Origin of the sequence: Bacillus sp. ISL-34 (genome assembly GCF_018613325.1) — a bacterium.
Taxonomy (GTDB): domain Bacteria; phylum Bacillota; class Bacilli; order Bacillales; family DSM-1321; genus Peribacillus.
Genome location: NZ_JAGGQJ010000011.1, coordinates 189,231 through 211,837, shown reverse-complemented (window position 1 = coordinate 211,837; position 22,607 = coordinate 189,231). Strand labels below are relative to the sequence as shown.

The 22,607-nt window shown below is 36.7% G+C and carries 32 protein-coding genes; 4 read left to right on the top strand and 28 right to left on the bottom strand.

What is annotated here, in order from left to right:
- The 16 genes from J7E52_RS10980 to J7E52_RS10900 form a co-directional block, all read right to left on the bottom strand.
- On the bottom strand, nt 1–1,008 hold the full coding sequence (locus J7E52_RS10980) for a DNA cytosine methyltransferase (RefSeq protein WP_214745960.1): 1,008 nt from the start codon (nt 1,006–1,008) through the stop codon (nt 1–3).
- Between the two features lie 440 nt (nt 1,009–1,448).
- On the bottom strand, nt 1,449–1,610 hold the full coding sequence (locus J7E52_RS10975) for a hypothetical protein (RefSeq protein WP_214745957.1): 162 nt from the start codon (nt 1,608–1,610) through the stop codon (nt 1,449–1,451).
- A complete protein-coding gene (locus tag J7E52_RS10970; RefSeq protein ID WP_214745954.1) occupies nt 1,610–2,137 on the bottom strand; it encodes a dUTP diphosphatase in 528 nt (175 codons plus the stop codon). The genes J7E52_RS10975 and J7E52_RS10970 overlap by 1 nt, the downstream gene beginning before the upstream one ends.
- A gap of 117 nt (nt 2,138–2,254) precedes the next feature.
- Nucleotides 2,255–2,836, bottom strand: a complete 582-nt coding sequence (locus J7E52_RS10960; protein ID WP_214745947.1) for a hypothetical protein — start codon at nt 2,834–2,836, stop codon at nt 2,255–2,257.
- 333 nt (nt 2,837–3,169) lie between these two features.
- A complete protein-coding gene (locus tag J7E52_RS10955; protein WP_214745944.1) occupies nt 3,170–3,496 on the bottom strand; it encodes a hypothetical protein in 327 nt (108 codons plus the stop codon).
- Nucleotides 3,497–3,514: 18 nt separating this feature from the next.
- Nucleotides 3,515–4,813, bottom strand: coding sequence for a replicative DNA helicase (locus J7E52_RS10950; RefSeq protein WP_214745941.1), 1,299 nt, complete (start codon nt 4,811–4,813; stop codon nt 3,515–3,517).
- Nucleotides 4,794–5,564: a replication protein gene (locus J7E52_RS10945; protein WP_214745939.1), complete on the bottom strand. Its 771-nt coding sequence runs from the start codon at nt 5,562–5,564 to the stop codon at nt 4,794–4,796. The genes J7E52_RS10950 and J7E52_RS10945 overlap by 20 nt, the downstream gene beginning before the upstream one ends.
- 33 nt (nt 5,565–5,597) lie before the next feature.
- Nucleotides 5,598–6,335, bottom strand: coding sequence for an MBL fold metallo-hydrolase (locus J7E52_RS10940; RefSeq protein WP_214745936.1), 738 nt, complete (start codon nt 6,333–6,335; stop codon nt 5,598–5,600).
- Nucleotides 6,332–6,781: a hypothetical protein gene (locus J7E52_RS10935; protein ID WP_214745933.1), complete on the bottom strand. Its 450-nt coding sequence runs from the start codon at nt 6,779–6,781 to the stop codon at nt 6,332–6,334. Before J7E52_RS10935 ends, J7E52_RS10940 begins: the two co-directional genes overlap by 4 nt.
- A gap of 10 nt (nt 6,782–6,791) precedes the next feature.
- Complete coding sequence (locus tag J7E52_RS10930) at nt 6,792–7,697, bottom strand: RecT family recombinase (protein WP_214745929.1); 906 nt, start codon at nt 7,695–7,697, stop codon at nt 6,792–6,794.
- 17 nt (nt 7,698–7,714) lie between these two features.
- Nucleotides 7,715–7,936: a YqaI family protein gene (locus tag J7E52_RS10925; RefSeq protein ID WP_214745925.1), complete on the bottom strand. Its 222-nt coding sequence runs from the start codon at nt 7,934–7,936 to the stop codon at nt 7,715–7,717.
- Nucleotides 7,929–8,087 carry a DUF6906 family protein gene (locus tag J7E52_RS10920; protein WP_214745922.1) on the bottom strand — a complete coding sequence of 53 codons (159 nt, stop codon included), beginning with the start codon at nt 8,085–8,087 and terminating at the stop codon, nt 7,929–7,931. The genes J7E52_RS10925 and J7E52_RS10920 overlap by 8 nt, the downstream gene beginning before the upstream one ends.
- The gene (locus J7E52_RS10915) at nt 8,084–9,598 is read right to left on the bottom strand and encodes an AAA family ATPase (protein ID WP_214745919.1); all 1,515 of its coding nucleotides are present in this window, start codon (nt 9,596–9,598) and stop codon (nt 8,084–8,086) included. The genes J7E52_RS10920 and J7E52_RS10915 overlap by 4 nt, the downstream gene beginning before the upstream one ends.
- Nucleotides 9,599–9,823, bottom strand: coding sequence for a hypothetical protein (locus J7E52_RS10910; RefSeq protein WP_214745916.1), 225 nt, complete (start codon nt 9,821–9,823; stop codon nt 9,599–9,601).
- Nucleotides 9,824–9,919: 96 nt separating this feature from the next.
- Nucleotides 9,920–10,102 (bottom strand): hypothetical protein, encoded by a 183-nt coding sequence (locus J7E52_RS10905; protein ID WP_214746372.1) that lies wholly within the window; start codon nt 10,100–10,102, stop codon nt 9,920–9,922.
- Between the two features lie 118 nt (nt 10,103–10,220).
- Nucleotides 10,221–10,484, bottom strand: a complete 264-nt coding sequence (locus J7E52_RS10900) for a hypothetical protein (protein ID WP_214745913.1) — start codon at nt 10,482–10,484, stop codon at nt 10,221–10,223.
- A gap of 279 nt (nt 10,485–10,763) precedes the next feature.
- Here J7E52_RS10900 and J7E52_RS10895 point away from each other — a divergent pair, with 279 nt between their 5' ends.
- Entirely contained in the window at nt 10,764–11,246 is a 483-nt protein-coding gene (locus tag J7E52_RS10895) for a helix-turn-helix domain-containing protein (protein WP_214745910.1), read from the top strand.
- A 512-nt stretch (nt 11,247–11,758) separates the two neighbouring features.
- Here the strand turns inward: J7E52_RS10895 and J7E52_RS10890 are convergent.
- The 4 genes from J7E52_RS10890 to J7E52_RS10875 all read right to left on the bottom strand — a co-directional run bounded on the left by J7E52_RS10890 (nt 11,759) and on the right by J7E52_RS10875 (nt 14,092).
- Nucleotides 11,759–12,397 carry a replication-relaxation family protein gene (locus tag J7E52_RS10890; protein WP_214745907.1) on the bottom strand — a complete coding sequence of 213 codons (639 nt, stop codon included), beginning with the start codon at nt 12,395–12,397 and terminating at the stop codon, nt 11,759–11,761.
- Nucleotides 12,303–13,496: an FtsK/SpoIIIE domain-containing protein gene (locus J7E52_RS10885; RefSeq protein WP_214745904.1), complete on the bottom strand. Its 1,194-nt coding sequence runs from the start codon at nt 13,494–13,496 to the stop codon at nt 12,303–12,305. Before J7E52_RS10885 ends, J7E52_RS10890 begins: the two co-directional genes overlap by 95 nt.
- Nucleotides 13,489–13,719, bottom strand: a complete 231-nt coding sequence (locus J7E52_RS10880) for a hypothetical protein (protein WP_214745901.1) — start codon at nt 13,717–13,719, stop codon at nt 13,489–13,491. Before J7E52_RS10880 ends, J7E52_RS10885 begins: the two co-directional genes overlap by 8 nt.
- Before the next feature lie 190 nt (nt 13,720–13,909).
- Nucleotides 13,910–14,092 (bottom strand): hypothetical protein, encoded by a 183-nt coding sequence (locus J7E52_RS10875; protein WP_214745898.1) that lies wholly within the window; start codon nt 14,090–14,092, stop codon nt 13,910–13,912.
- 151 nt (nt 14,093–14,243) lie between these two features.
- Between J7E52_RS10875 and J7E52_RS10870 the strand changes: the two genes are divergently transcribed.
- Genes J7E52_RS10870 through J7E52_RS10860 form a run of 3 tightly spaced genes read left to right on the top strand, consistent with a single transcriptional unit; the run spans nt 14,244 to nt 15,162 of the window.
- Nucleotides 14,244–14,441, top strand: a complete 198-nt coding sequence (locus J7E52_RS10870; RefSeq protein WP_214745895.1) for a helix-turn-helix transcriptional regulator — start codon at nt 14,244–14,246, stop codon at nt 14,439–14,441.
- Nucleotides 14,438–14,914, top strand: a complete 477-nt coding sequence (locus tag J7E52_RS10865) for a hypothetical protein (protein ID WP_214745893.1) — start codon at nt 14,438–14,440, stop codon at nt 14,912–14,914. Before J7E52_RS10870 ends, J7E52_RS10865 begins: the two co-directional genes overlap by 4 nt.
- A complete protein-coding gene (locus J7E52_RS10860) occupies nt 14,914–15,162 on the top strand; it encodes a hypothetical protein (protein ID WP_214745891.1) in 249 nt (82 codons plus the stop codon). Before J7E52_RS10865 ends, J7E52_RS10860 begins: the two co-directional genes overlap by 1 nt.
- Before the next feature lie 101 nt (nt 15,163–15,263).
- On the opposite strand, the gene J7E52_RS10855 is transcribed toward J7E52_RS10860, so the two are convergent.
- From J7E52_RS10855 to J7E52_RS10820, 8 genes are all read right to left on the bottom strand, one after another.
- Entirely contained in the window at nt 15,264–15,440 is a 177-nt protein-coding gene (locus J7E52_RS10855; protein ID WP_214745888.1) for a hypothetical protein, read from the bottom strand.
- 303 nt (nt 15,441–15,743) lie between these two features.
- On the bottom strand, nt 15,744–16,643 hold the full coding sequence (gene hag, locus J7E52_RS10850; protein WP_214745885.1) for a flagellin Hag: 900 nt from the start codon (nt 16,641–16,643) through the stop codon (nt 15,744–15,746).
- A gap of 57 nt (nt 16,644–16,700) precedes the next feature.
- A complete protein-coding gene (locus tag J7E52_RS10845) occupies nt 16,701–16,874 on the bottom strand; it encodes a carbon storage regulator (RefSeq protein ID WP_214745882.1) in 174 nt (57 codons plus the stop codon).
- Between the two features lie 148 nt (nt 16,875–17,022).
- Nucleotides 17,023–17,367 carry a YolD-like family protein gene (locus J7E52_RS10840; protein ID WP_214745879.1) on the bottom strand — a complete coding sequence of 115 codons (345 nt, stop codon included), beginning with the start codon at nt 17,365–17,367 and terminating at the stop codon, nt 17,023–17,025.
- A gap of 190 nt (nt 17,368–17,557) precedes the next feature.
- Nucleotides 17,558–19,306: a hypothetical protein gene (locus tag J7E52_RS10835; protein ID WP_286197656.1), complete on the bottom strand. Its 1,749-nt coding sequence runs from the start codon at nt 19,304–19,306 to the stop codon at nt 17,558–17,560.
- 372 nt (nt 19,307–19,678) lie between these two features.
- Nucleotides 19,679–21,016, bottom strand: a complete 1,338-nt coding sequence (locus J7E52_RS10830; RefSeq protein WP_214745876.1) for a peptidoglycan-binding protein — start codon at nt 21,014–21,016, stop codon at nt 19,679–19,681.
- 454 nt (nt 21,017–21,470) lie between these two features.
- The gene (locus tag J7E52_RS10825; RefSeq protein ID WP_214745873.1) at nt 21,471–21,728 is read right to left on the bottom strand and encodes a holin; all 258 of its coding nucleotides are present in this window, start codon (nt 21,726–21,728) and stop codon (nt 21,471–21,473) included.
- A gap of 19 nt (nt 21,729–21,747) precedes the next feature.
- Complete coding sequence (locus tag J7E52_RS10820) at nt 21,748–22,140, bottom strand: hypothetical protein (protein WP_214745870.1); 393 nt, start codon at nt 22,138–22,140, stop codon at nt 21,748–21,750.
- Nucleotides 22,141–22,607: the final 467 nt, after the last annotated feature.

Sequence of the window (22,607 nt, the reverse complement as noted above, 5' to 3'; positions counted from 1 at the left end):
TCAATAAATCAGTTCAAATTGGCCATCTGTATTTGCAATTAAATCCGTTGCGAAGTCCTCGTTTAAAATTACTTCAAATATCGATTCAAGCACCTGCACTACAATACTGTTGCCAGCTAATGCATAAAGCGTGGCATTTTTTAGTCCTGGCTTCATCGGAAATTCTTTCAGCATTAAGTCAAAATCAGCATCATCAAAGCCCATTAGGCGCCACACTTCACGCTCTGTTAAATACCGATATTTTTTGTCAGCTACTTTCACCACTCCTGCATTTGGACATCTATCTTGGCGCTCAGTAATGGTTGTGCAATAATCTGTTATTGTTTCAACAAAACGATGTTTCTTTTTAGCTGCATCAATTTGTTCGGGTGTCGCCAAATCTTTTAAACGATTCAACATAGATGGGATATTCACCATATAACGTTCATCCGTTACCTTTTCTTCTAAAAATTCACTTATATGTCGCATTGGACGTTTGCCTAATTTTGAAAAATCAAATGTTGCACTGCCTAGAATTGAAATGCAAAATACTCGTTCTCTCGATTGCGGAATACCGAAATCTATTGCATTTAACACATCAAATGAATTGGTGTAACCTAACTTGGTCATCTCCTGCAAGTAAGAATTAAAGATAGGCATTATATTACGGTCAAGCACACCTTTGACGTTTTCCCATACCACTACCTTCGGCTTCCATTCACCCATTTCTGCAATAATGCGCAACGTTTCTAGCATTAGTTCCGATCGCGAACCTTTATCTGCACCTTTTCGATTTGCGTTACTTCTGCTATTGTCTTGGCAAGGACTACCATGCACCAAGATATCAGGTTTTAAATTCCACCCACGAATATCTTGGGGCCTGTGAAGATGATCATATAAAGCGTTATAAGCTTTTACACGGTTCGCTTTCCACTCGACATAATCGATTGCTTTATGATCAATCCCAAGATTGATTAACGCCTTACGAGCTGCTCCAATTCCACCAAATAATTCAAGAATTTTAACCACTTATTTCACCTCTCAATGTTGCACAGTTTGTGTCAAATGTTCAGTCATTTGGATAGTAATTGTAGTAAAAATGTTAAGTTTTTATTAAAATCCTATTCAGATGTTTTTCCATGATAAAATTGTGGAATTGCAAAAGTATAGGTCGCAAAGCTCAAGTTGTTAAGATATTTTTTGATGGCTTATAATCTATTAAAAAGAGGTTTTTTATATGTTACTCCCTACCATTTATTCAACTAGTACAGAAGATAGACACATAGTTAAAGACAAGAATACTTTTGAATGTGGAGCCAGATATAATGTATTTCCTATGTTAACAAGACAGGATCTTAGGAAGATTAGATTCATGCATTATGAAGAAGTAACATGCCCAGGATGTAAAATGAGTGTCATGAAGAGTCAATATTATTCCTAAACCCCTAATGTCACAATTGGTATCAACTCTACACAACGATTTTTTGCATCTTAGCGAACCAGCATCCGTTTGGAAACATTGTAAGTGGATGCTGGAGTACAAATCCCCTTTTCTCCAAGTCCTTAATAGCTTCCTCGACCTCAACTTTATTCCGGCGCCGGACAACAACCGGCCGGATTTGCCTGGCCATTAATATCCTTCTTCCTGACGTTTCAAGTTGATTGCATTTTTATTGAAATATGCAGCTTCGATTTGTTCATAGTCGAATCCAAGGAGTATTCCCAGAGTTATAAGATTGGTAAGTAATCCGTTAAATTCTGAAAGAACGGCATTTTTTCTGGCGTAATGATAGTTGATATTAATTTCTAAATCGCTAATTGAGAGATAAACTTGATTAAACATTTTAGTGATATTCTTTCGTGCACTATACGGTATCAGTATTTCTTCTATATTTGCTTCAGCTTCAATTCCAAGCTCTAAGGCGAGCTCCAGAGTAAAGGATAAGCAATCTGCATACTCTTCAAGGAGTTTAGTTATTCTTGGCTTTCTATCCTTACTCCAATGCTTCCAAGACCTTTGCTCATTTGCCATTTCACCCAATTCAACCCTCAATGCTAAAATTAAATTCTGAACTAGATCCTGGCCTTCCAGACCGTTAGTTTCAATAATCTTCTTGCGAACAACCTTTTGAGCTTCAAATAACTTTGATAAATTCAATTTATTTCCCCTCTTTCAAGTAACCCGTTTTAACGAAATTTTTTCTGAATGCGCGATTCAAGCGATCCTTTTTCCTTTTGGCCAGAGACTTTTTCAATCGACGTTTTTGTTTAGGTGTCATGCTTTAGCCACCTTCTTTTTCTTTTTAGGCTTGGCAACTGGATTTAAGATGGCATCGATAACTTCAGCCTGGTAAGAAGGTAAAAACCTAAGTACATTTTGTTCCATGTGTATTTCGGAAGCTATCTGGGCTAGAATGTAGGCATCCACTACGTTGTCACTTTTGTGAATAAAGGCATAATGTTCTTCAACAGCCTTCATAACAGCAAGCTTTTTATCTTTACCTACAAGTCTTTTTTTGTGGCCAGCTTCTCCAATCCAACCAGTTACATTAACAAACTTTTTAACAGCATTAGGGGCTGCTTCGTAATAGTTAAAACCTTTTCTGAAAAGGGCATTTCTTATGCTTCCATGTATCCATCCTGCTTGTGCTGCACGTTGAGTATCGAATGGAACTCCTTCAATGCAGATAATATCCCCAGGCAAGATATGTGCAATGATTTCATCAGTCAAGGTAACAATACGTTTTGGGTCTACATCTCCTAAACCCTTTAATTCTTTTGCTTTTAAAACATTTCCACCTTGATCCATTGCAACAAATCCAGTTTTAGTTGATGGGTCAATTCCAACAAACCTCATATAACCATCCCTTTCTAATTCTCCCGACTCCACGGAATCTTTGGAGCAATTTTTAAATAGTGCAATCTCGTTTCGTACCTTTGCTTTTTAGGTGATCCGTAATAATTCAGTGATTCCTTCCAAATATCTTGGTGGTGAGAAGCACAGAGGGGATCAAATCCCCACGTTTTTGTGCTTTTCATTGAACAACCGGGATACTCACATTTGTTCATTTTTGCTTTCTCCTTTCTTGTAATTCTTTGGCTGCTGCATATCGATCTTTTAATCTATTATTGCTGTCCATGGCTATTTGGTAGAGTTGATGATTAGTAGCCTGATATAAATTCATATCTTTTACGACCTCGTAAGTTTTTGGTTAAAAAAAATGTCTTTTAGAAAAACTGGTATTCTTGCGTGTGAATCTTTGAACCATTGCTCATCATTATGATGTAATGCCATGTTAATGATTTCATCGAAGTCTTCTTTTTCCAGAGCAAGTTCCTTACATTCGGAAAGTTTATAAAGGTCTATCCACAGGTTAATTTCTTTATTTTCAACCAGAGTCCTTACACGACAGTTACCATTTACTTCAGATATAGTTGTGATAAATCCAATGGAGTTATTTTTATGTGGTATACGGACCCAATCACCAGCTTCGAATAACATTTCATTTTCGCCCATTGTTTTACCGCCCTTTCACTATTTTTTAATCTGATCAGGTAATTCAGTAAATTTTTGCTTCCAGTTAAGAAAAAGTAATTTAAATTCATTCACACCAATATCTCTACCTTTTGCAAAAGTCTGATTGATGATCTTTCCCTGAGATGTTCTTTCGCCCTCACTCCAAAGAAATTCAACTACATCCGCATCTTGTTCGATTGAACTCGATTCCTTTAAATCCGCTAACACCGGCCTTCTTGGTATTCCACCTTTATCAGAATCCCTGGTCATTTGTGACAGCATCATAAAGCAACAGTTCAATTCCATAGCTATTTGTTTAGCTTGGCCTGTAACTCTTCCTATGGCCAATGCACGGGTATCACCCTTTGTCTGAGGGATATTCATGATTTGCAGATAATCCACCACGATCATGGCGATTTTTCCATGCTTCCTCTTAAACTGCTTGGCGGTAGCCTTGATTTCATCGATTGTGACTCCTGAGCTATCTTGCATAAAGATTGGCAGATATTCAAAGTTGTCATAAGCCATATCAACAAGCTTTTGCTCTTTTTGGTTCAAGTCTTTCATTTTGATTCTTTGGAATGGAATGCCTGTTTCAGCAGATATCATCCGATCTTTTAAGGAATCTCTTTTCATTTCTTGACTCCAAACAAGTACCACACCTTCTTTTTGCTTAGCGACCCCATTTATTCTTTGCAAAGCCAATGCAGTTTTACCAACTGAAGGACGTCCTGCACTAATGAAAAGCCAACCTCTCCATAACCCTTGTGCCCACTTGTCATATTCGGAAAATCCACTCTTAATGAACTCTGCTGGTGTTTTCAAATGCGTGTAATATTCTTCCCTAGTTTCTGAAAAGCTGAGCATCTTGGCGTTATCGACTGGCCTTAATTCGGTCACCAGCTGCTCTACATATGAAAAGAATTCTTCATCTGTTTCATAATCATCCCGGGACATTCCCTCAATGATTTGGGCTGTATCTTTAATCCTACGTTCCATTGCCTTTGAACGAATCAATTCAGCATAGTATTTAACATTCGCTGTGGTGGGACAGGATGCAGCTAATTCAGATAAATACTGAACACCACCAATTTTTTGGATATCCCCGAACTTAACATAAGCCTCAGTTACCGTAATGATATCCACAGGTTTTCCCCGTTTTTCTAGGAATCTCATTACTTTATAAATTTCTTTATGCTTTGGAATGAGGAAATCCCGTTCTTCCAAGAATGTAATTTCATCAAGAACATCTGGTTCCAAGAATACTGCTCCTAAAACCGATTGTTCGGGAGCCATTTCAGTTCCAGTTGAAATCATTTGGATCTCCACCTCGAGCTACCCACTGTTGAAACTCAATGTCCTTATCGCGGGAATCTATTTGTTTAATAGGCTGGGCAGGTTTCTTTTGGCTTGCCATTTTCATTGCCAGTTTTGCAAATTGCTTTCTAAATGTGGAAGCAGATAAAATATTCGTTCTCCAAAAGTCATCCGTTACAACCCAATCCATGACGTCTTTAGCAAGACGTTTATCAACCTTTTCGAGTTCAACTAATTTCCTAAAGTCATCTGCCCAGGTTTGTAAATTAGCACGGGCAATCAAATGTTCAATTCCAGCTTCTTTCGCAACAGTTTTGACCAGATTATGAAAGTAAACAGCCATTTTGTAATAAGAGTTGTCTTCTTCATACACCTTTTTCTTGGCCACTTTCTTAGGCTTAACTGACTTTGAATCTGATGTTACAGGAACCGGAGTTTCTTTGGATTCCCATTCATCATAGTTCTTGTTCACTCTCAATTTCCTCCCCCCTTTGGAATCCTCGACTATTTCAATGATTTTCTTCTTAATTAGTTGGTCCAGAGCATTTTGTACTTGGCCTTTGCTTGCCTCAATTTTTGATGCAATGTACGAAAGAGGCATGGTATGCGCTGTTCGTCTAAACCCATACGTATAACGCCATACAGCCAATACAATTCGAAACTGGGTACCATTTAAACTAATCTTCATGATTTGTTCTAATAATTCATTTGCAACTGCGGTATATCCATTTTCCTTTTGTGGATTTGCCATTTAGCTTCATCCGTTCTTTAATATCTTCAAGCGCTAAAACACCTCAATTTCATAATGTGTTCCTGCCTTTAATCCCTTTTTATTCAGAGCCCTTATTGTTGTTAATCTCGCTAGCTCGGGCATGTTGTTGCTACTGGATAAGTGGGTAAGGTATATCTTCTCCCCAATGCCTTTAACAAGCTTTGATAGAGCTTCCGCGGTTTGTTTGTTACTTAAGTGTCCAATGTCAGAAAGGATACGTGCCTTTACGCTATTGGGATAATTAGAATGTTGGAGCATGGCCGGTTCATGATTCGATTCTATGATAAAGAAATTGCTATACTTCATTGTTTCTATCATTTCTGAATCTACTTTTCCGGTGTCCAAGCAAATAGAAACTTTGTCCCCAACCTTATCCACAATTGCATACCCTAAAGGCTGAAAAGCATCATGATGGACTTTAAATGGCGTTACATCAAAATCACTTACTAACATGTTGCCAACAATAATGTGCTTCAGTTCTTCGTTTACTCCCTGAATGCTTTTCCATTCACCCTCACTAGCAAAAACGGGAATTTGATATTTATTGGCTAATGGAAGACCTTTTACATGATCTGAATGTGCATGTGTGATTAGAATGGCATCTATGGAGTCGGGACGAATCCCGACCTCCAGCAGCCTTTTTTCAATCTTTGTTTTTGCGATACCTACATCTACTAAAATGGTACTCCCAGAGGACCGGACAGCAATCACGTTGCCGCCCGAACCACTAGCTAAGATGTCTACTTTCATAAATGCTCGCCCTCATTGTCTGCGATCATCATGGCGTAATTGGCGATGTTGGCGCATAAAGAAATAATTTTACTTTTGTCCTTATCTAACTTGCTAAGTTCCTCATGTAGTTTCATGCCGTGTGTGCCAATCTTACGAATAAGAAAATCATAATTCTCTTGAATCCAACCCTTTTTATGGTCATTCTTTTGAAGCTGAACTTCCATGTCCCTAGAAAACTCCATAACTTCTAATCTTGGATTCGGATTCGGTTCAATTTGCTGAGTAAAGAAGGCAATTTCTTCACCCAGTTCAAAAACATTTATACAATCACGATCTGCACCGAACCTTAGAGCAATTAGCGTTCCCTCTTCATTTTGATGAGTCTCTCGGCGACAGTTTACTTCAAATACTGCCTTTACTTCTTCAAGAAAAGCTAAGTGTTCCGGCTTAATATAAGCTCCCATTCACTACACCTCATTCCAATTCGTCAGCATCAGCATGCTGTGCATCCTGCATATCGATGTGCATGTCCATTAATTCAAGTAATCCGAGAAGCTGTGGCAAGGTAGGTTCTCCTTTAATGTCTCGAGCATTCTTTTCAATGTACTCGGTTCGAGCCTTTCCTTTAGGAATGCCGAGCCTTTCAAATTTCTTGACCATTTCTGTTTTTGCTTCATCGATAGCATCTGCATCTTCATTCTTTTGCTTACTCGGCTTATTAGGATTATCGATAACTTCCTGGTTAGGAGTAATATCCTTGCGCTCCTTTGGCTTGTATTCTGGAACTACATTTCCTGCTGGTTGTGGGATATCCTCATCACCAAACTCTAGGCCGTACTGCTTTTTTAATGCACGCTGCTGCACATGTTTTCCGAACATATCAGCTGTCCATTTAACCCAGTTATCTTTGTTTTGACCTTTGAACATATGTTCAATTTCAGCACGATCCATAATGACTGTTACCGGACGCTGCCCTTCACGGTAAGAAATTGAGTAGGCCCCAATAATTTCACCACGAGGAAATCCAATTTCATGAGTAACCACTTCAAGTTCTTTGGTTTCAGAGTTCTTAGCCACTTTAAATTCATCATTTTCACAAACCATTTGAGTGTCAGGTGGCTGGAATCCTACTTGTTCCCGGGCTTTTGAAAGGTACGCTTCTGCAGCAAATTGGATGCGAGCTGTATTGCCATACTTGATGAAAAAGATTTCATTTTTGAATGGGTCAAGGCCGTAACTTGCAGCCTTATGTGCGAATAAAAGAAACTCTTGATCATTAGCTGTTGGAGCAATAGAATTACGAATGACCTGCAGTACTTCTGGTTTAAAAGCTTCGTTGATTTCCGGTGTATATTGAACGATCGAGTTATTGTTTGCCATGTTTATGTTTCCCCCTATTAATCTGCAGTTTTAAATTGAAATCCTTTAACTTCTATCAGATAATCTTCCAAACTATCTTCTAGAACCATTTCACCGTTGCTAGGATCAAGGACAACTGAATCACCTTTAAGGACTTCATTTCCGAAATAATCAGTGCCGAAGTGCTCCGGCTGCGCAACAAGATTTGCATAGCCGGTTTTATTGACTTCAGTAACATCCGGATGTTCTAGATTAGCCATTGGGCAACTCCTTGATTTGACCTGTGTACCGATGGATGATGTGCAATTCACCAGGAAGATTTTTAATAACTAACCACTCATTAGTGTCTTTGACTCCTGCCCATTCCATGGCTTTTCGTTGGTTTAAAGTGGGTCTTTTACCTGATTTCATTCAGCTTCCACCCCTTCAATTTTCAATTCCTGACCTGCCACTACTCTAGAAACAATCAGCTGACCAACTGGCTGCTTAAAGCTTGTTATCGATTCGGCATTATCCACAAAAACAGGTGTTATAAGGTCGCTCTGCTGTGATAGAACGTCTCGAAGTTCCAATCCTGCCCTAATACCTTCAGCTGTTGAAAGCTTGCGATACGGTTTCTTATCAAGCTCAATTTCAAAGGTGTTTTTCATCTCACCATTCTTCTGTTCTTCAAAGAGACGAACAGACAGAGTATCAAAAAGAGCTTGTACCTTTTCACCTTGTAATTCAGCTTCTTTCGCCTTGAATGCCTTCACACTATCCAAGATGAAGATTGACTCATTAAGCGATTGGAGCGTTTCGTTTTCATCAGCCTGTGCTTGATTAACCTGAGATAAAAGCTGTTCATACTGGGCATGATTTCTGATTTCTTGAAGCAAAGGCTCTCGGTTTCGCTCAAGCTCCCTAACTTTTTCAATCTGTTCAGAGACGTCAATGTATTCAAGCTTCGCAAGTTCCTCTTCCAGTTCTTTACGCTGAATGACCTGGACATTATAGTTTTCTTTGAACTTATTAATTCTCTCCTGCTTTTCTAATTCAGCTGATTCTAAAGATTCATCCTTTAAAGGTTGTCTACATACTCGGCAAGAGCTTTGAATTTCTTCATCCTTCAACCTTTGGAAGTCTTCTTTCATCTGCTCACGTTCAGCTAACATCGAACGAATGCGGGTATTTAGCGTGTTGATTTTTCGATTAGTATCACCTGCAGAATCTGTGAGCTTTTCGATTTCTTTTATTTGTTTGAGTAACTGGGCTTCTTCGACCTTCAATGAATCAAGTGCAACTGTTGGGGCTATTTGGTCTAGCTGTTCTTTCAAAGTCTTTGTCCGGCTTTGTGCAGCAATATATTTTTTATCCAAGCTGGTTTTATTCTCAGCATGAATTTTCTTGATATCTTCTAAACTATGTTTTTTTAATAATGCTGATAGGCATTTACTTTGCTCGTCCGGCATATGCTTTAGTACATCTTTACTTACTGGAGATGTGACATATTGCAGAAGCATAGAACGCTGTTTTTCCCAATGCATCGATGGAAAGTAATTAGGGTTGTATAAGGAAAGAAACAAGTCCTTATCGAATAGTTTCTCAACCACTTCATTAAACTCACCAGCTTTTGAAGGAACATCATTCACATAATAGGTAGTCTTATTTTTCTTAATGCTTCGACCAAGCATTAATTCTTTCCCATCAATTTCTAATAAAAGTGAAACCTTTGTTTCTTCTGCTGCGTAAGTAATTGGCGTGGGGTCCAATTTGCTTCCAAGGGCATCTGTGCCATAAAATACATATGAGGGAACTTCGCAAATTGTGGATTTTCCCTCGGCATTGTCCCCCGTGATATCTGTTCTCTCGCCAAAGTTAACAGTGATATCACGGTGGGATTTAAAGTTAACAAGTGTTAATGTTTTAAAGATCACCCGCATTTACATCGCCTCACTAACTGGATATTCGTATTGCACACCGACAACAGGTAATTGAATTTCAGTGATAAGTTCATCATTGCGATTAAATAATTTAAACACTCCGTTGTGTTCGATGATGTCATCCACAGCTTGTCCACCAAACTCCTTACCAACCTCGAATTTATAAATAAATGGTTTAGTGGCTTCAGCAACTACCTCAAATGATTTGATCACTTTTTCACCCATAATATTCAGCTCCTTTTTTGATGAAATTTTTGACTTCGGATATAAGCACGATGAATTTCCATATAGCGATCAACCTCAGACATTGCTAACCATTCTTTAGATTTGATCTTCACCCTTTCTCACCTCCTCCAATTTCCTGCGACGTTCACCATAAGCAAGAATGTCTGAGAAAGCCGCTCCGCTTTTATTTGGCTTTTCCTCTGAAGGTACGATCGGATGTTTTTGAATGTAAGCAAGACGCTCTTCTTCAGTCATATACCAAACAGTTACTTCACTCATTGTCTTCACCTCCTTTAAGTCTTTCATCTGCAAGAAAGCTACCAGTAACGATACTCAGCAAAACTACCATTAAGTAAATTAGGAAAATATCTATCATTCTATTGTCACCCTTCTGGATTTACGACCTCGTAAGTTTTTCTTCTAAAAAAAAGAATCTTTCGAATGGCTCACCGAATGCTCTTAAAACTCCTGCGATAAATGCGGGACCTGGTGTATTGTGCCTTGGGTCATTGATGGGCAAAGTTGCTTTCCAGAGTTGAGTGCTTGAAACTCCAATAGCTTCTGCAATCTGCTTGTCGGTTCTAAGATTGTGTTCGATCGCTGCTATCCTAAGCTCTTTTTCATTGAGGCGTAAAGCAACTTTCTCTAATTTATCTTCCATAACATCACCTCCTTAAAAAAGTTGGTATATTTTCCTGTTGAACTCAATATATACCAAAAATTACGCGCGCGCAATAATTAATTGCGTAAAGTTTTAAAAAAATTACTTTTGCGTAAGTTTTTATTACTTTTAGTTTATTGCGCGCTCGTAAAAAGTTTGGTATATTTTCTTTAGACCTTATCATAAGTCGTACACTTTGGATAATGATAGGTCATAACATAAAGAATTTAAACATAGAGAATAAAAAATATATTAGAGAATATTAATGGAGGATTTGAGATGAACATGGGATATGGGGAATTTATAAAGAGAAACAGAATAGCTTCTGGTTTTACTAAACAAGTGCAATTAGCTGAAAAATCAGGTATAACTGCTGCAACAATTTCTAGAATTGAAAAAGAAATTCAAAAACCTTCTATGGAAACATTAAAAGAACTAGCTCGATTTTTAACTTCAACTTCATATGTGGAATTAATGGTTGCTTGCGGATACTGGGATGAAGAAGAATTACTTGAAGGACCTTATGTTATTTCTGATGATAAGCCACTAATATTAAAAGAAGATTCTTCAGAATATGTTTCAAAATCAAAAAAGCCAACTCCAGTAGAAGATGACTTTATCGAAAATATAGATCTTTCTGATGAGGAATTATTAAAACAATTCAATATCCAAATTGACGGAATGAATTTAACAGAAGATGAGACTAAAGGTATTATTGCTTATGTTCGTTCTCTTCGTCTTGTGAATCAGAATAAAGCCTAGTTAGTTCTAACTTAAATTGATTGATGTGGATGCCTAACTTCTTTGCTAATTCTTCTAGATCTACAGGCTTTTTCAAATTTTGACACTCCTTCTACCGCCACAATCCGACTTCCGGAACTAAGGATAAAAAAGAACTTAACTAAAGAACATGCAGCTAATATTCTTGGAGTCACTCGAGCTGCATTTAACATATATGAGCAAGGGAAGTGACAAATGGATTATTATGCCTTATTCATTAGCAGTTTACTATAAAGTAAGTTTGGATTTCTCATTCCAAAGAACCGATGTTCCATTTCATTATGAACGATTAAAGAGAATGAACTTGAGTTTATATAGCAACCACTCATTTTAAATAGAGATATTAAATAAGATATAAATATAAATGAGAATCACTTTTTCTCCCCAAAGACGAAGGTGATTCTTTTTGTCTGATTCATTCGATATATAAATTATATACGAACAACCGTTCTGTTTCAAGTGATCTTTTTCCAATAGGTAATTATAATTACTTTTTAAATAATCTCAGAAAAGGTTTTTACCTGGCCATTGATATTCTTCTCTTTTAACCATAATTCGAACTTCCTTTTTCTTTCCTGATTCGTTGTGAAAATGCAGAGTATAGGAACCGTATCTTTTCTAAGATCCTGCAAAACTTGTGAATATGCATCGACCTTTTTCTGATTATCTTTCATGCTTCTTGTATTATCTATTTCAATAAGATGCATATATCCATTTCGATTAAAGTATGCATCGCTTATTATTCTCTTTTTAGCTGGTGAGAGTCCCATGAACTGAATACCAAATGTAGGCACTGCTTCCTTAGATTCAATCCTATACTCCGTCTTCCAATCAATCGGACAATTAAAGTATAAATAAGCTTCATTACACAAAAGAGTGTGCTCCATCAGGGAATTTCTTTTCACTTCCTTAATTGATCCGATTAATTCTCTTCCGGCTTTATTTAAATAAATTACCTTTTCTTTGTCGAAGAAAGTTTCGTGGATGAATGGATCCAATTGTTTTATAACTCGGCAGGCATTACGGTAGCTTTTCAAATCATGGATTTGCTGGAGGTGTCTTATCTTCGCCATATTCAGCCGGTCTATTGTCGTTAACAGGCTTTCGATACGCTGCTGCTTGAATGATGTCATTTTCTCTTTCCTCCATTTTTTTGAACATATATTTATCATCTATATACGGAACTTGCACGATTCTATTTTTCTCAATTTTATAGATGGCACGCCCTGGAATGCTCGGTAAGTCTTCTGCTCCCTTTTCGTCTAAAATAACCATGCTTGCGATTTGAGCAGCCGCAATAAATGAGATCCTGGTTACAATGTTCATTTTAACTTGCATAGGGACAGCTTCTTTAGTGGGATACTGAGTGCAATAAATTAGCCTTAGTCCTAACCCTCCACCTATTCTAGATATTTCGGATAAAGCTGCCTGACAGAACTTAGCGTATTTCTTTCCTTCTCCAGCAATAATATTCGGGCTTAGTTCTGCGCCTTCATCCACAATGACAAATGTTCTTTTGGTGATAGGCGTATCCACAATATTTGTATAGCCCTTTTCCCTAAAGATCTTCTCACGCTTCTTCAGATCTTCCACGATCCCAAATAATACTTCAGCTGCTTCAAAAACATCACTTGCAACCGCCTTCACTTGTGGCAAACCCTGATATTTCCCAAACTCTAAACCGCCTTTTAAATCGAGGAAGTAAAACTCAACATTTTTAATCTGGTTCATTAGCAAAGTATAAAAAGCCTCTTTGATTAAAACAGTTTTTCCGAATCTGGTAACTCCACCTACAAGCATATGTGGGTATTTTTCAAAATCATGATACAAAGTACCTTTATGGTTCTTACCAATTGGGATTTCCCATGTATCGGGCCTTAATAGATCATCATCATATTTCCAACTACTCGGCAGCCCCTGCTCAAATACATTGATTTTTAATACTCCATCAAATTCAATTTCAACATCTTTATTAATTCCATCTATTAAAACAGGGATAAAGGATTCAAAAGCTTCTGAAGGTACGCCTAACGGCAAGGAGTAAATATAAGTGGTGTAAGTGTTGTGATTATATTTGCGGATTAATTTAGGGTGTAGGAATGTGTCACCTTTATTGATACCAACTTTTCTATTTTCAAAAATACTTTGTATCTTTTTCTGATCAGTTAACTTTTTCTTTGGGAGTAGAGCTGCGCCAAATGCCATTGCTGGTATTGCTAACCATTCAATCATTCCAATTCCTCCAATCTTCAATTTCCCCTTCTGTTGTACCGTCATTACAAACGTTGAAGTATTCACGGTTTCCAAAGTGTTTGTAGTATGTTTTTTCTTCATCATGAAACATGTACATGTACTGGCTTAAAGTTTCTTCAGTATCTTCTGGATTATTGCTCCATTCTTCCAGGAAGTCCTGCAATGGTTTAAAAGCTTTCTTTGTACTCTTATGAAAAAACATACAATCACTCCTTCATTGAATTATAGAAAGAAGACTTCATTGCACAATACATAAGGTGTATTCTTCATTGAACAATACAATGTTAGGTGGTAGTTGAGTTGTAGCTTGTTCTTTTTACTTCTTTCAAGATGAAACCAGATATGCTTCACATATCTCCTTTCTGTCTGTAGCCATCCAGAAAGGATTGTTTTCACAAGAATAGTTTACTAAGTTCTCTTAGGAGAAATAGTATTCCTCCGTACTTAGCTATTTCCATGAATAAAAGTAATGCCGTATCATTTATTTTGAAGCCAGCACCATCTAATAATGAAATACCGATTAATGAAGCACCAGTAGCACCAACAGCTACAATACCGAATGTGAATGGATCCATGTTGTTCACTCTCCTATTCTTTGTATAATGCATTGTATGGCCATTAGCCTAAAACATTGCTTGTCTGTATAAATAAACTTATATTTTTTTACAGATTTTCTTATAGAGGGATATCCATATCACAAGGAGAATACCTTTATAGGGTGATAAGATGAAATGCTTAATAGGAGAAATCATTAAAGAAAAAGGGCTGAAGAGTAAATATGTAGCTGAAAAAATAGGTGTTTCATCACAACAAATTTCCAACTGGATAAATATGAGAAACTATCCTACAATCGATAAGGCGTTTAAATTAGCTAAATTATTAGGTGTAAAGGTCGATGATTTATATGAGGAGGATGAGAATTGAGAAAAATTCTATTTCCTATTGTCCTAGCAATATCTTTATTAGGTGGATGCAATCATGGAAAAGTTACCACTATCGGAAAAGACAATAGACTCGATAAGCTGGAAACGGTAATTGCAGAAATTAAATACGAAGAAGAAGAAATCAAAAAAAAGGAAATCATTAAAGCACAGAAAATAAAAGAAGAAGAACGAATGATAGCAGAAAAGAAAGCAAAAGAAGAGGCTGAAAGAAAAGAACGTGAGAGGATCGCAGAAAAAAAACGACAGGCCCAATTGGCAGTACAACAACAAGCGCAACAAAAACCCCAGGAATCTCAACAAAAGCAAACTAAATCAAATGATTTAAATAGAGATGGATTTGTTGATCAATATGAATGGTCGAAAATGAGTAGTGGAGAACAAAAACAGTGGACTGAAAATTTTTCAGAATGCGTAGACTCAGGTAAGGATGATTGTGAAAGGGAATCCAAGTGATGTACATTAATATCAAAGTTTACTTACATTCCAAAGGTGCTAACTTCATGCAAAGTGGAAACTTCCCTGTTCCGAATTCTGAATTTAAAAAGGATCCTGACTGTACTGCAGCCATTGCTGCCTACGAATGGATCCAGCAGATTAAAATTAGCTTTGCAGCTAGTGAGGATTTTCGTATAGATCAAGTGGTTTATAACGAAGATAATAATATTACGGAGTTGGTTAAGAAGGTTAATTCAAAAATATAAATTATCATACAAAAAAAGCCAGAAAATTATCCTGGCTCTTTTTATTTTTTATTAATGGTACTGTTAGTTTATCCTGTAGTCGATTCATGGGTGTGATTTCCCTAAACCGTGACGTAGACCGTAATCACGTCTTCTTCCACCTCTTCAGTAGTTGCTTCCATCCCTATATCCGTAAACATGACCCCTATGATAAATAGAATCAATGATACAAGCATAAGTCCCAACATCATAAGAGCTTTCTTGAATTTCTTCTCCACCAAGAAAATAATCGCCGTCACAAGAAGAGCTCCTGATCCAAAAAAAAAATAAGAATGCTAATATATCTGCCATTCTCTCTTTTCCCCCTAGATGTTCTATGTATCCAAAAAAATTTATTTTACCATCATAGTGAGGGGGTGGGAAGGGGTTAACCCTTCGAACAGAGATATTGATATTACGGAGTTAGTTAAGAAAGTTGAAACTCAATGATTAGTTTACATACAACAAAATAAGCCCTCTCAGAAGGGCTTATTTATCCATTATATATAAAAATTCTTTATAGCAAAAAAGGACCTTCAAAAGAAGATCCCCTTTCTCTATTATTAACGTAATAATTGAAGAACGCCTTGTGGCTGTTGGTTAGCTTGTGCAAGCATTGCTTGTGCTGCTTGAGAAAGAATTGAATTCTTAGTTTGATCCATCATAGTTTTAGCCATGTCGGTATCACGAATACGTGATTCAGCAGCTGTTAGGTTTTCTGAAGAAGTGCTTAAATTGTTAATTGTGTGCTCCAAGCGGTTTTGGTTTGCACCTAACTTAGAACGTTCAGCAGAAACTTGTTCAATAGCGTTGTTAATGACAGTGATTGCTGCATCAGCACCAGCTTGTGTTTTTAGAGCTCCACCAGTTCCATCAGCTGCAGTTTTTAAACTCTTAATTGAAGTAGTCATAGTTCCATCAGCTGCTCTAGTTCCTAGGTTTCCAGCATCCATAGAATTGATAGATAATTCAATGCTTTGACCTTCGTTCGCTCCGATATGGAATGTGAAAGTTTGGGCTACACCAGTGAATGCTCCACCAGCATCTTTAGCTCCTGTAAGGTTCTTTGTGTTGAACTCAGTGTTTCCAGCAATACGATCAATTTCATCGATTAATTGGTCAAGTTCTTTTTGAATCTCACCACGGTCTGTTGTAGTATTTGTATCGTTTGCAGATTGAGTAGCAAGCTCACGAGTGCGTTGAAGAATGTCATGAGTTTCGTTCAATGCACCCTCAGCTGTTTGGATTAAGCTAATGCCATCTTGAGCATTACGAGAAGCTTGATCTAAACCACGAATTTGTCCACGCATTTTTTCAGAGATTGCTAGACCAGCAGCGTCGTCACCTGCACGATTGATACGCATACCTGATGCAAGTTTTTCCATTGATTTAGATTGTGCGTTTGTTGCTGCACCTAGTTGACGGTGTGTGTTAAGAGCTGTGATATTGTGATTGATAATCATTTGTGTTACCTCCGTGTTTTTTTATAGGTGGCCTCATCCATGTGGCCATGATAGGAATTATTCAGGTATTACCTCTTCACGAAGAATATTATATTTCTTCGGTGCATCTATCTTCATTCGAATATCACCTTTTAATTCATGTCTAAAAATTGTTATTTCTATCTTTTCCTTGGTTTCTTCATTGATGATAACCAGTGTTTGCTCCATTTTCCTTGTAACAACTAAACCCATTCCTGATCATCCTCCTTGATGTTCTATAAGAAATATCGGCCATGCATAATAATTCTTTAATCTTTTTTATAAATAATCTTTAAGTAGCTCTGAACTTTTATTTTAGAAAACAAACAAAAAGCCCTCTCATAAGAGAAGGGCTTTTTGTTTAATCCTCAACAGTTATTTCAATAATCTCATCAAACTGAATATACTCAAAGGAACTATCTTTCTTCTGAATACGTAACTCTTTCGTGACAGGATGAATGTACACACAATGCCCATACAAATCATGAGCATTTACCTCGTTATGCAATCTAAAACTTATCGGTAAATGAAATTCCATCGCATAATGAATGTTGTTTTCAAACTCTTCAACCTGGTACTCATCAAGGATAGGTTTTTTATTTAGGAAATAATCGACCTCACCTATTTTCTTATTTAAAGCTTTATGTTCAGGCATAATTAATGCTGTTTGCCATTTAACTAGCCCTCTATCACGAATTGTCCCCATCAGAAAAATCCCTCCTTATTATCCATTATATACGAACGAACGTTCTTATAAAAAGTAAAAAAATTCCTTCCCCAAATAAGTTCAGGCTAGAGAAATGTTGATTTTTGAACAAATAAAAGAGACCACTTATGTGGCCTCTTTTATACCTTATAGAACTAATTCCGTATTTGTAAAGAAAATAGAAAGTAAATTACTGTCTATCTATATATTCCTGGCAACTTTCACAAAATCCATCTTGTGTACTGTCTATAGGTTCCTCACATTTCATGCACCCGCCTACCTGATTTGAATGACCACATTTAAAGCAGTGTCCTACTGTATATTCATTTTCTTTTGATATATTAACCGCAAATGCGTTGCATTCGACACAAGGAAATGAAGCCATATCCTCATCTATTTCGGGCATTTTCTCATTCACTAATTTATGCACAAGAGTTTCCAGGTCCTCAAACGCAGAAACATCCAACTCGTCTTGTATATTTGGCATATAACAACCTTGGTCTTTATTAAAATACGCTTCGCCATTCGTATAGCTAATTTCGTAACTTTCTTGATGATCATCATTGTAATATACTAAAAAGTTCACAGTGCTTGTTCCGGCTTCTTCTGCATCAATGAAAGGTTCTACATCAACTGTTATGCAATTTCTAGTATCATTGTGAATAATCACTAACACATTTTCATCGTTATCTTTTAACAAAGGCTCTTTATAGATAATTTCAAGATCACTTCTGTAGTAAATGTCTTGCTTAATTTCTCCAAAAGCTAAATTAATGTTTTCCTGCAGTAATTCGAAGATGTCATCCTCATCTCGAATTTGCACTCCAGCTTCCTCTGCCTTTATTTCTCTCAGATCAGCTTCTCTTTGACGGTATTCGATCTCTTCCATCTCTTCTAATTCTTCCAGAAAGTTGTTCATTTCTTGATCTAAATGTTCGGAGAATTTACTCTCTGCCTGCGTAATTAGAGTCAGCAGATCACCCATGCTTTTCTTGAACTTTTGATATAACTTAGTATCAATTAGTTTATTATGAGCCACATGGTTTCGATCCGTACTAAAGTTTTCCCATTTCCCTTGGAATTCCCTTATGTTACAAGTAAACCACGGTGCAAAATAATCTTCCCAAAAATCTTTGTCGACTTCCATTTGTTCTTGTAAGATGCGGGTTAAACTTTTCTGAAGTCCTTCAATCGATTTTTCGTCATTCATGAGATTATTCATAATGTATTGAAAGCGATGCAGTTCTCTCCGCCTATCAATATTACTTTCTGGTTCCGCAAAACCAAATATAAAAGGATCATCTTCCCTAAAAATATTGGTTTCTTTCACTCGATAGGTTTTAAACGAGATGATAGTAACTAAATCCCCGGTATCTATGGATAATAAATTCGTATGGATATTTTTAAAGCTAGGGGCCCGGTCTTTGTAAGGGTCATTCCTTTGGTTGTATTTTTTTGTCAGGTGAGTGGGCATGTATTTTTCCCACCAATCGCCGCCCAGATTATAAAATAAGACTGTGTTAATTAATCGGCGTAGGGAATTTTCTACGGAATGAACGTCCTTATATAAATCTTCAGCTAATTCCTCTGATTGTCGGTCCTCCAACCACACACACTGTTCCCACTCATCTATTATTAAATCTTTTATCTTAATCTTTAAATCATGCAACTCTTTGTCATCTACCGAATTCGCTTCCCTTGAAATGTCCACTTTCAATTGAGAAGTCCCATGGGTCATAATAAAAGTAAACTGAACAACATACTGCTTGTCCATTAAAACAAGAGAACATTTTCGCATTCGATCTTTATTTGCATAAAACTCCAAATCTTTTGCTGCTAATCCGGTTTCTACCTTTTCCATTAGCTCTGTTGTGTATTCTTTAAAGTCAAAGCTGTTCTGTTTAATGTTAATCATTACAAACCTAATCATGCTTTTCATGCATTTATCCTCCTGCACGCCCTACGCACCTATTTTTTCATACCAATACATCATACGTTGGCGCACACTTTCTCTAGTCAAACAAAATAATGTATTTACCATTATCATCTTGTAAATTGGAACATTATTCAAGCATTTTTTCGTTTTTTTTGCATTTATCATTCAAGGGATTAGGAAAGATTTGATATTTTTAACTACCCATGCTTCTATTAAAATAATCCTTCCAGCCACTCGACTTTATATTGTATGAAAAAATTCCAATAACGTTAAGATTCTGTTGTGTTTAATGAAATAACCTGCTTTTAGAACAACATCTTTAACAGAACTTCAACAAAAAAAGAGCCCCTACTCAATACGAGTAAGGACTCTTGATTATGCAGCAAACAACTTAGTGAAAGTTACCTTACCAGCCTTGTTATCTGCAGTTATGCTTTTAGCTTTTTGGAATTTAGATAATGCTGACTCAGTACCTTTTCCAAAGATAGAATCAAGTGACTCAGGATTAAATCCTTCTGTATATAGTGCAGCCTGTAGAATCCAAGTAAGATTGCCTTTTGCACCCTTTTGGACAGTAACAACGGCATCCTTGGTCTCATCTCCCCACTTTCCATCTACAACTAGCTTTTTATTGAATTGCTTATTAAGTTCTGTTTGTAGGCCTTTTATAAGCGCTGTTTTAGTTTTAGGGCCATTATATCCATCTACAACAAGACCAGCTTTATAACGGCTGTTTAGCGTTTTTTGAATGGACCTGATTGTTTCATCTCTACTGTTTGATACTTTGTCTTCCTCTTTTATATCAGGTTTAACAATAACCTCTTTAGCATTTCCGAAATTGATTTTCTGACCTAATTTTAGTTTAGTTGGATCTATTCCAGGATTCGCTTTAATTAAATCTTCAACTTGAACTCCGCCAGTTCCATCTTTATGTGCAATGCTCCATAAAGTATCGCCTTCTTGGATTGTATAAACATCAGGAGCCGGTGCTGGCTTGGCTGGAATTTTTGAACCTTTCCAATCAAAGGCATCTCTATAGTTATACTCACAACATGCTTTCCAACTATAACCCGGCATTTCATTATGGGCCTTATCATATTTCCCAATCCCATCTTTAACAAGGGCAGCGTGAAGTTCTGCAATACTTGCAAGAGTAGCTTCATCCATAGTGTCATATCGATAATCCCCAGCAACACAAATTCCGAGTGAGAATTGATTACTATTCCCCACATGGTAGGTCCTGCGGTTAATATCATTGGCATATACAATCCTAGCCCTTTTACCATTCGGAGTATTAATTATATTCTTAGGCTCGATTACAAGAGCATAGCCACATCCAGGCCACCCGAGTGTACTTACATGGTATGCCGCAAAGCTTGCAGCATCAGAACCTGACAAGTTCTTTTTGGTTAATGAGTGATGCCATACACGGTGTGTGATTGATTTCGTTCGTTTTGAGTAAGTGCCATTTGATTTTAATTTACCTCTCATATCGACTAATTGTGGAAGATTAATAAAGTTCATTTTCCATCGTCTCCTTTTAATTTTAAATGGTATTCTTATTTTCGGAGCAACAAAAAAAACGCCTATATAAGGCGTTTGTGTTCCTTTTTTCATTAATGCATCTGTTTGTTTAATGAAAAATATTTTACGACTATTTTGTAATAACCATAAGTAATTAAATAGGATATCCCATAACTTACTGCTGTCCAATAAATATTCCATTCATTTAGGTAATCTAATTTACCTAATATCACCAGTAATAGTTCAATGAAACTTGTACCTAATGTAAAGACTAAAAAAGTAATTAGGATACCTATTTTTTCAAAATGGATTATACATATAAATAAACAACTCAGTATTGGAAAGAGCCCTATATCATAAGGAAGCGAGGGGAACGATAATTCTACAAAGTCCCCATTCATCTTCCAAAAATAATTAAATCCAATTTTGTTTATTAGAAAAGCTATGGCAGCACCAACCGGGTAAATAATAACGAAAATCCTTGTCTGATTTCTAACTAAATAAACTCCTAGGATCCAGGGGAAAACAAAACCAACGATTGTATGAAAAAACATATCCCACCCATCCCTTATTAATTCCAATACAATAGTCTTTCCCCAAAAATCACAATAAACATACCTAAAAAAAGCCACCCGATGGGCTCTTATTTTGAAGTTCCTTCTCTTTTGGCAACTAACTCATAAAGACCAGTACCACCAAGACCAGCGAATGCACCAGCCCATAATCTTAATACAATATCCATATCCGTGAATGGGAAGGCAACTGAACCTACTGCTAGACCAATTACTAAGCTCAAGATTGGCAGTACATTATTTGGCAAGGTTACAGTTTGTTTTACTACCTGGACCACGGCCGCGACGATTGGAGCTAAAATAGTTGTAAATATTAATACTTGTTGCATGACTTCATTATCCATATGATCAACCTCCAAACGAATTTAAGATTTTTGGTATATATTCAAAGGCTGCTAACAATAGACCTGGAGCAGAAAGTAAAGCTACGAGTACCTTTTCTTGCTTGGACATCTTCGCTACTGTGACGTCCTTTTCTGCTGCGATTTTTGTTAATTGCACCTGTCCTTTTACTTCTTCTTGCTTCTGGTTAATGGTAAGTAAATGCTGCAGCATTGTTTGATTTTGTGAAACCAATATATCTTTTTGAGAATTCGAGGTTTGCAAAACGGTTTTTTCAATCTGATCCTGACCTTGTTTTATAACTGATATTTCCTTAATTACCTCACCATAATTGGTTTCTAATTGTGAGATACGTTGCTCATGATTCTCTAACCGTTGTGGCATGTCCATCTCCTCCAATGTCCATAACCCCCTTTAACATAAAATTCTCTCTATCTCTGTATGTCTAGGATGTTTATGCATAATAAAAAGCCGCCCTTTTAGGACGACTTGGATTGTTTTGCTATTCAGTTTTCAAAAATTGAATCTAAAATAAAGTACAAGTACTAATGATTAATTTAATCCACCCAATAAAAGAAATCCATAACGATATGCTCAAAGTAGTACCATACAAAAGACCTTTTAAAAAATCCCCTTCGTGTTTCCCCACCATATTGAACACACCTTTCTTTAGCTCATTATAAATAAAAGTGAAAGTATTTTCTAATTACATGTTTTATTTGTTACGTAGAAACTGTTAATCACTTTCACTTATATTATCGTCAGGACGAGCAAAGATTAAATAAAAAGAGGTTACCTTTATTTACTATCAGCTTTTTTTGTAATGCTAAAAAACCATAGGTCAGCTTCTTTAATAAGATTGTTAT

Bases quoted from the DNA above. Each gene is read 5' to 3' on its own strand.
- J7E52_RS10955 (WP_214745944.1), bottom strand. From the start codon at position 3,496: ATGGGCGAAAATGAAATGTTATTCGAAGCTGGTGATTGGGTCCGTATA.
- hag (WP_214745885.1), bottom strand. From the start codon at position 16,643: ATGATTATCAATCACAATATCACAGCTCTTAACACACACCGTCAACTA.
- J7E52_RS10895 (WP_214745910.1), top strand. From the start codon at position 10,764: ATGAACATGGGATATGGGGAATTTATAAAGAGAAACAGAATAGCTTCT.
- J7E52_RS10825 (WP_214745873.1), bottom strand. From the start codon at position 21,728: ATGCAACAAGTATTAATATTTACAACTATTTTAGCTCCAATCGTCGCG.
- J7E52_RS10860 (WP_214745891.1), top strand. From the start codon at position 14,914: ATGTACATTAATATCAAAGTTTACTTACATTCCAAAGGTGCTAACTTC.
- J7E52_RS10915 (WP_214745919.1), bottom strand. From the start codon at position 9,598: ATGCGGGTGATCTTTAAAACATTAACACTTGTTAACTTTAAATCCCAC.
- J7E52_RS10935 (WP_214745933.1), bottom strand. From the start codon at position 6,781: ATGGGAGCTTATATTAAGCCGGAACACTTAGCTTTTCTTGAAGAAGTA.
- J7E52_RS10840 (WP_214745879.1), bottom strand. From the start codon at position 17,367: ATGGGGACAATTCGTGATAGAGGGCTAGTTAAATGGCAAACAGCATTA.
- J7E52_RS10835 (WP_286197656.1), bottom strand. From the start codon at position 19,306: ATGAAAAGCATGATTAGGTTTGTAATGATTAACATTAAACAGAACAGC.
- J7E52_RS10950 (WP_214745941.1), bottom strand. From the start codon at position 4,813: ATGATTTCAACTGGAACTGAAATGGCTCCCGAACAATCGGTTTTAGGA.
- J7E52_RS10880 (WP_214745901.1), bottom strand. From the start codon at position 13,719: ATGTTTTTTCATAAGAGTACAAAGAAAGCTTTTAAACCATTGCAGGAC.
- J7E52_RS10890 (WP_214745907.1), bottom strand. From the start codon at position 12,397: ATGACATCATTCAAGCAGCAGCGTATCGAAAGCCTGTTAACGACAATA.
- J7E52_RS10925 (WP_214745925.1), bottom strand. From the start codon at position 7,936: ATGGCTAATCTAGAACATCCGGATGTTACTGAAGTCAATAAAACCGGC.
- J7E52_RS10960 (WP_214745947.1), bottom strand. From the start codon at position 2,836: ATGAGGTTTGTTGGAATTGACCCATCAACTAAAACTGGATTTGTTGCA.
- J7E52_RS10905 (WP_214746372.1), bottom strand. From the start codon at position 10,102: ATGAGTGAAGTAACTGTTTGGTATATGACTGAAGAAGAGCGTCTTGCT.
- J7E52_RS10920 (WP_214745922.1), bottom strand. From the start codon at position 8,087: ATGAAATCAGGTAAAAGACCCACTTTAAACCAACGAAAAGCCATGGAA.
- J7E52_RS10975 (WP_214745957.1), bottom strand. From the start codon at position 1,610: ATGGCCAGGCAAATCCGGCCGGTTGTTGTCCGGCGCCGGAATAAAGTT.
- J7E52_RS10910 (WP_214745916.1), bottom strand. From the start codon at position 9,823: ATGGGTGAAAAAGTGATCAAATCATTTGAGGTAGTTGCTGAAGCCACT.
- J7E52_RS10885 (WP_214745904.1), bottom strand. From the start codon at position 13,496: ATGATTGAATGGTTAGCAATACCAGCAATGGCATTTGGCGCAGCTCTA.
- J7E52_RS10845 (WP_214745882.1), bottom strand. From the start codon at position 16,874: ATGGGTTTAGTTGTTACAAGGAAAATGGAGCAAACACTGGTTATCATC.
- J7E52_RS10940 (WP_214745936.1), bottom strand. From the start codon at position 6,335: ATGAAAGTAGACATCTTAGCTAGTGGTTCGGGCGGCAACGTGATTGCT.
- J7E52_RS10930 (WP_214745929.1), bottom strand. From the start codon at position 7,697: ATGGCAAACAATAACTCGATCGTTCAATATACACCGGAAATCAACGAA.
- J7E52_RS10945 (WP_214745939.1), bottom strand. From the start codon at position 5,564: ATGGCAAATCCACAAAAGGAAAATGGATATACCGCAGTTGCAAATGAA.
- J7E52_RS10870 (WP_214745895.1), top strand. From the start codon at position 14,244: ATGAAATGCTTAATAGGAGAAATCATTAAAGAAAAAGGGCTGAAGAGT.
- J7E52_RS10875 (WP_214745898.1), bottom strand. From the start codon at position 14,092: ATGGATCCATTCACATTCGGTATTGTAGCTGTTGGTGCTACTGGTGCT.
- J7E52_RS10900 (WP_214745913.1), bottom strand. From the start codon at position 10,484: ATGGAAGATAAATTAGAGAAAGTTGCTTTACGCCTCAATGAAAAAGAG.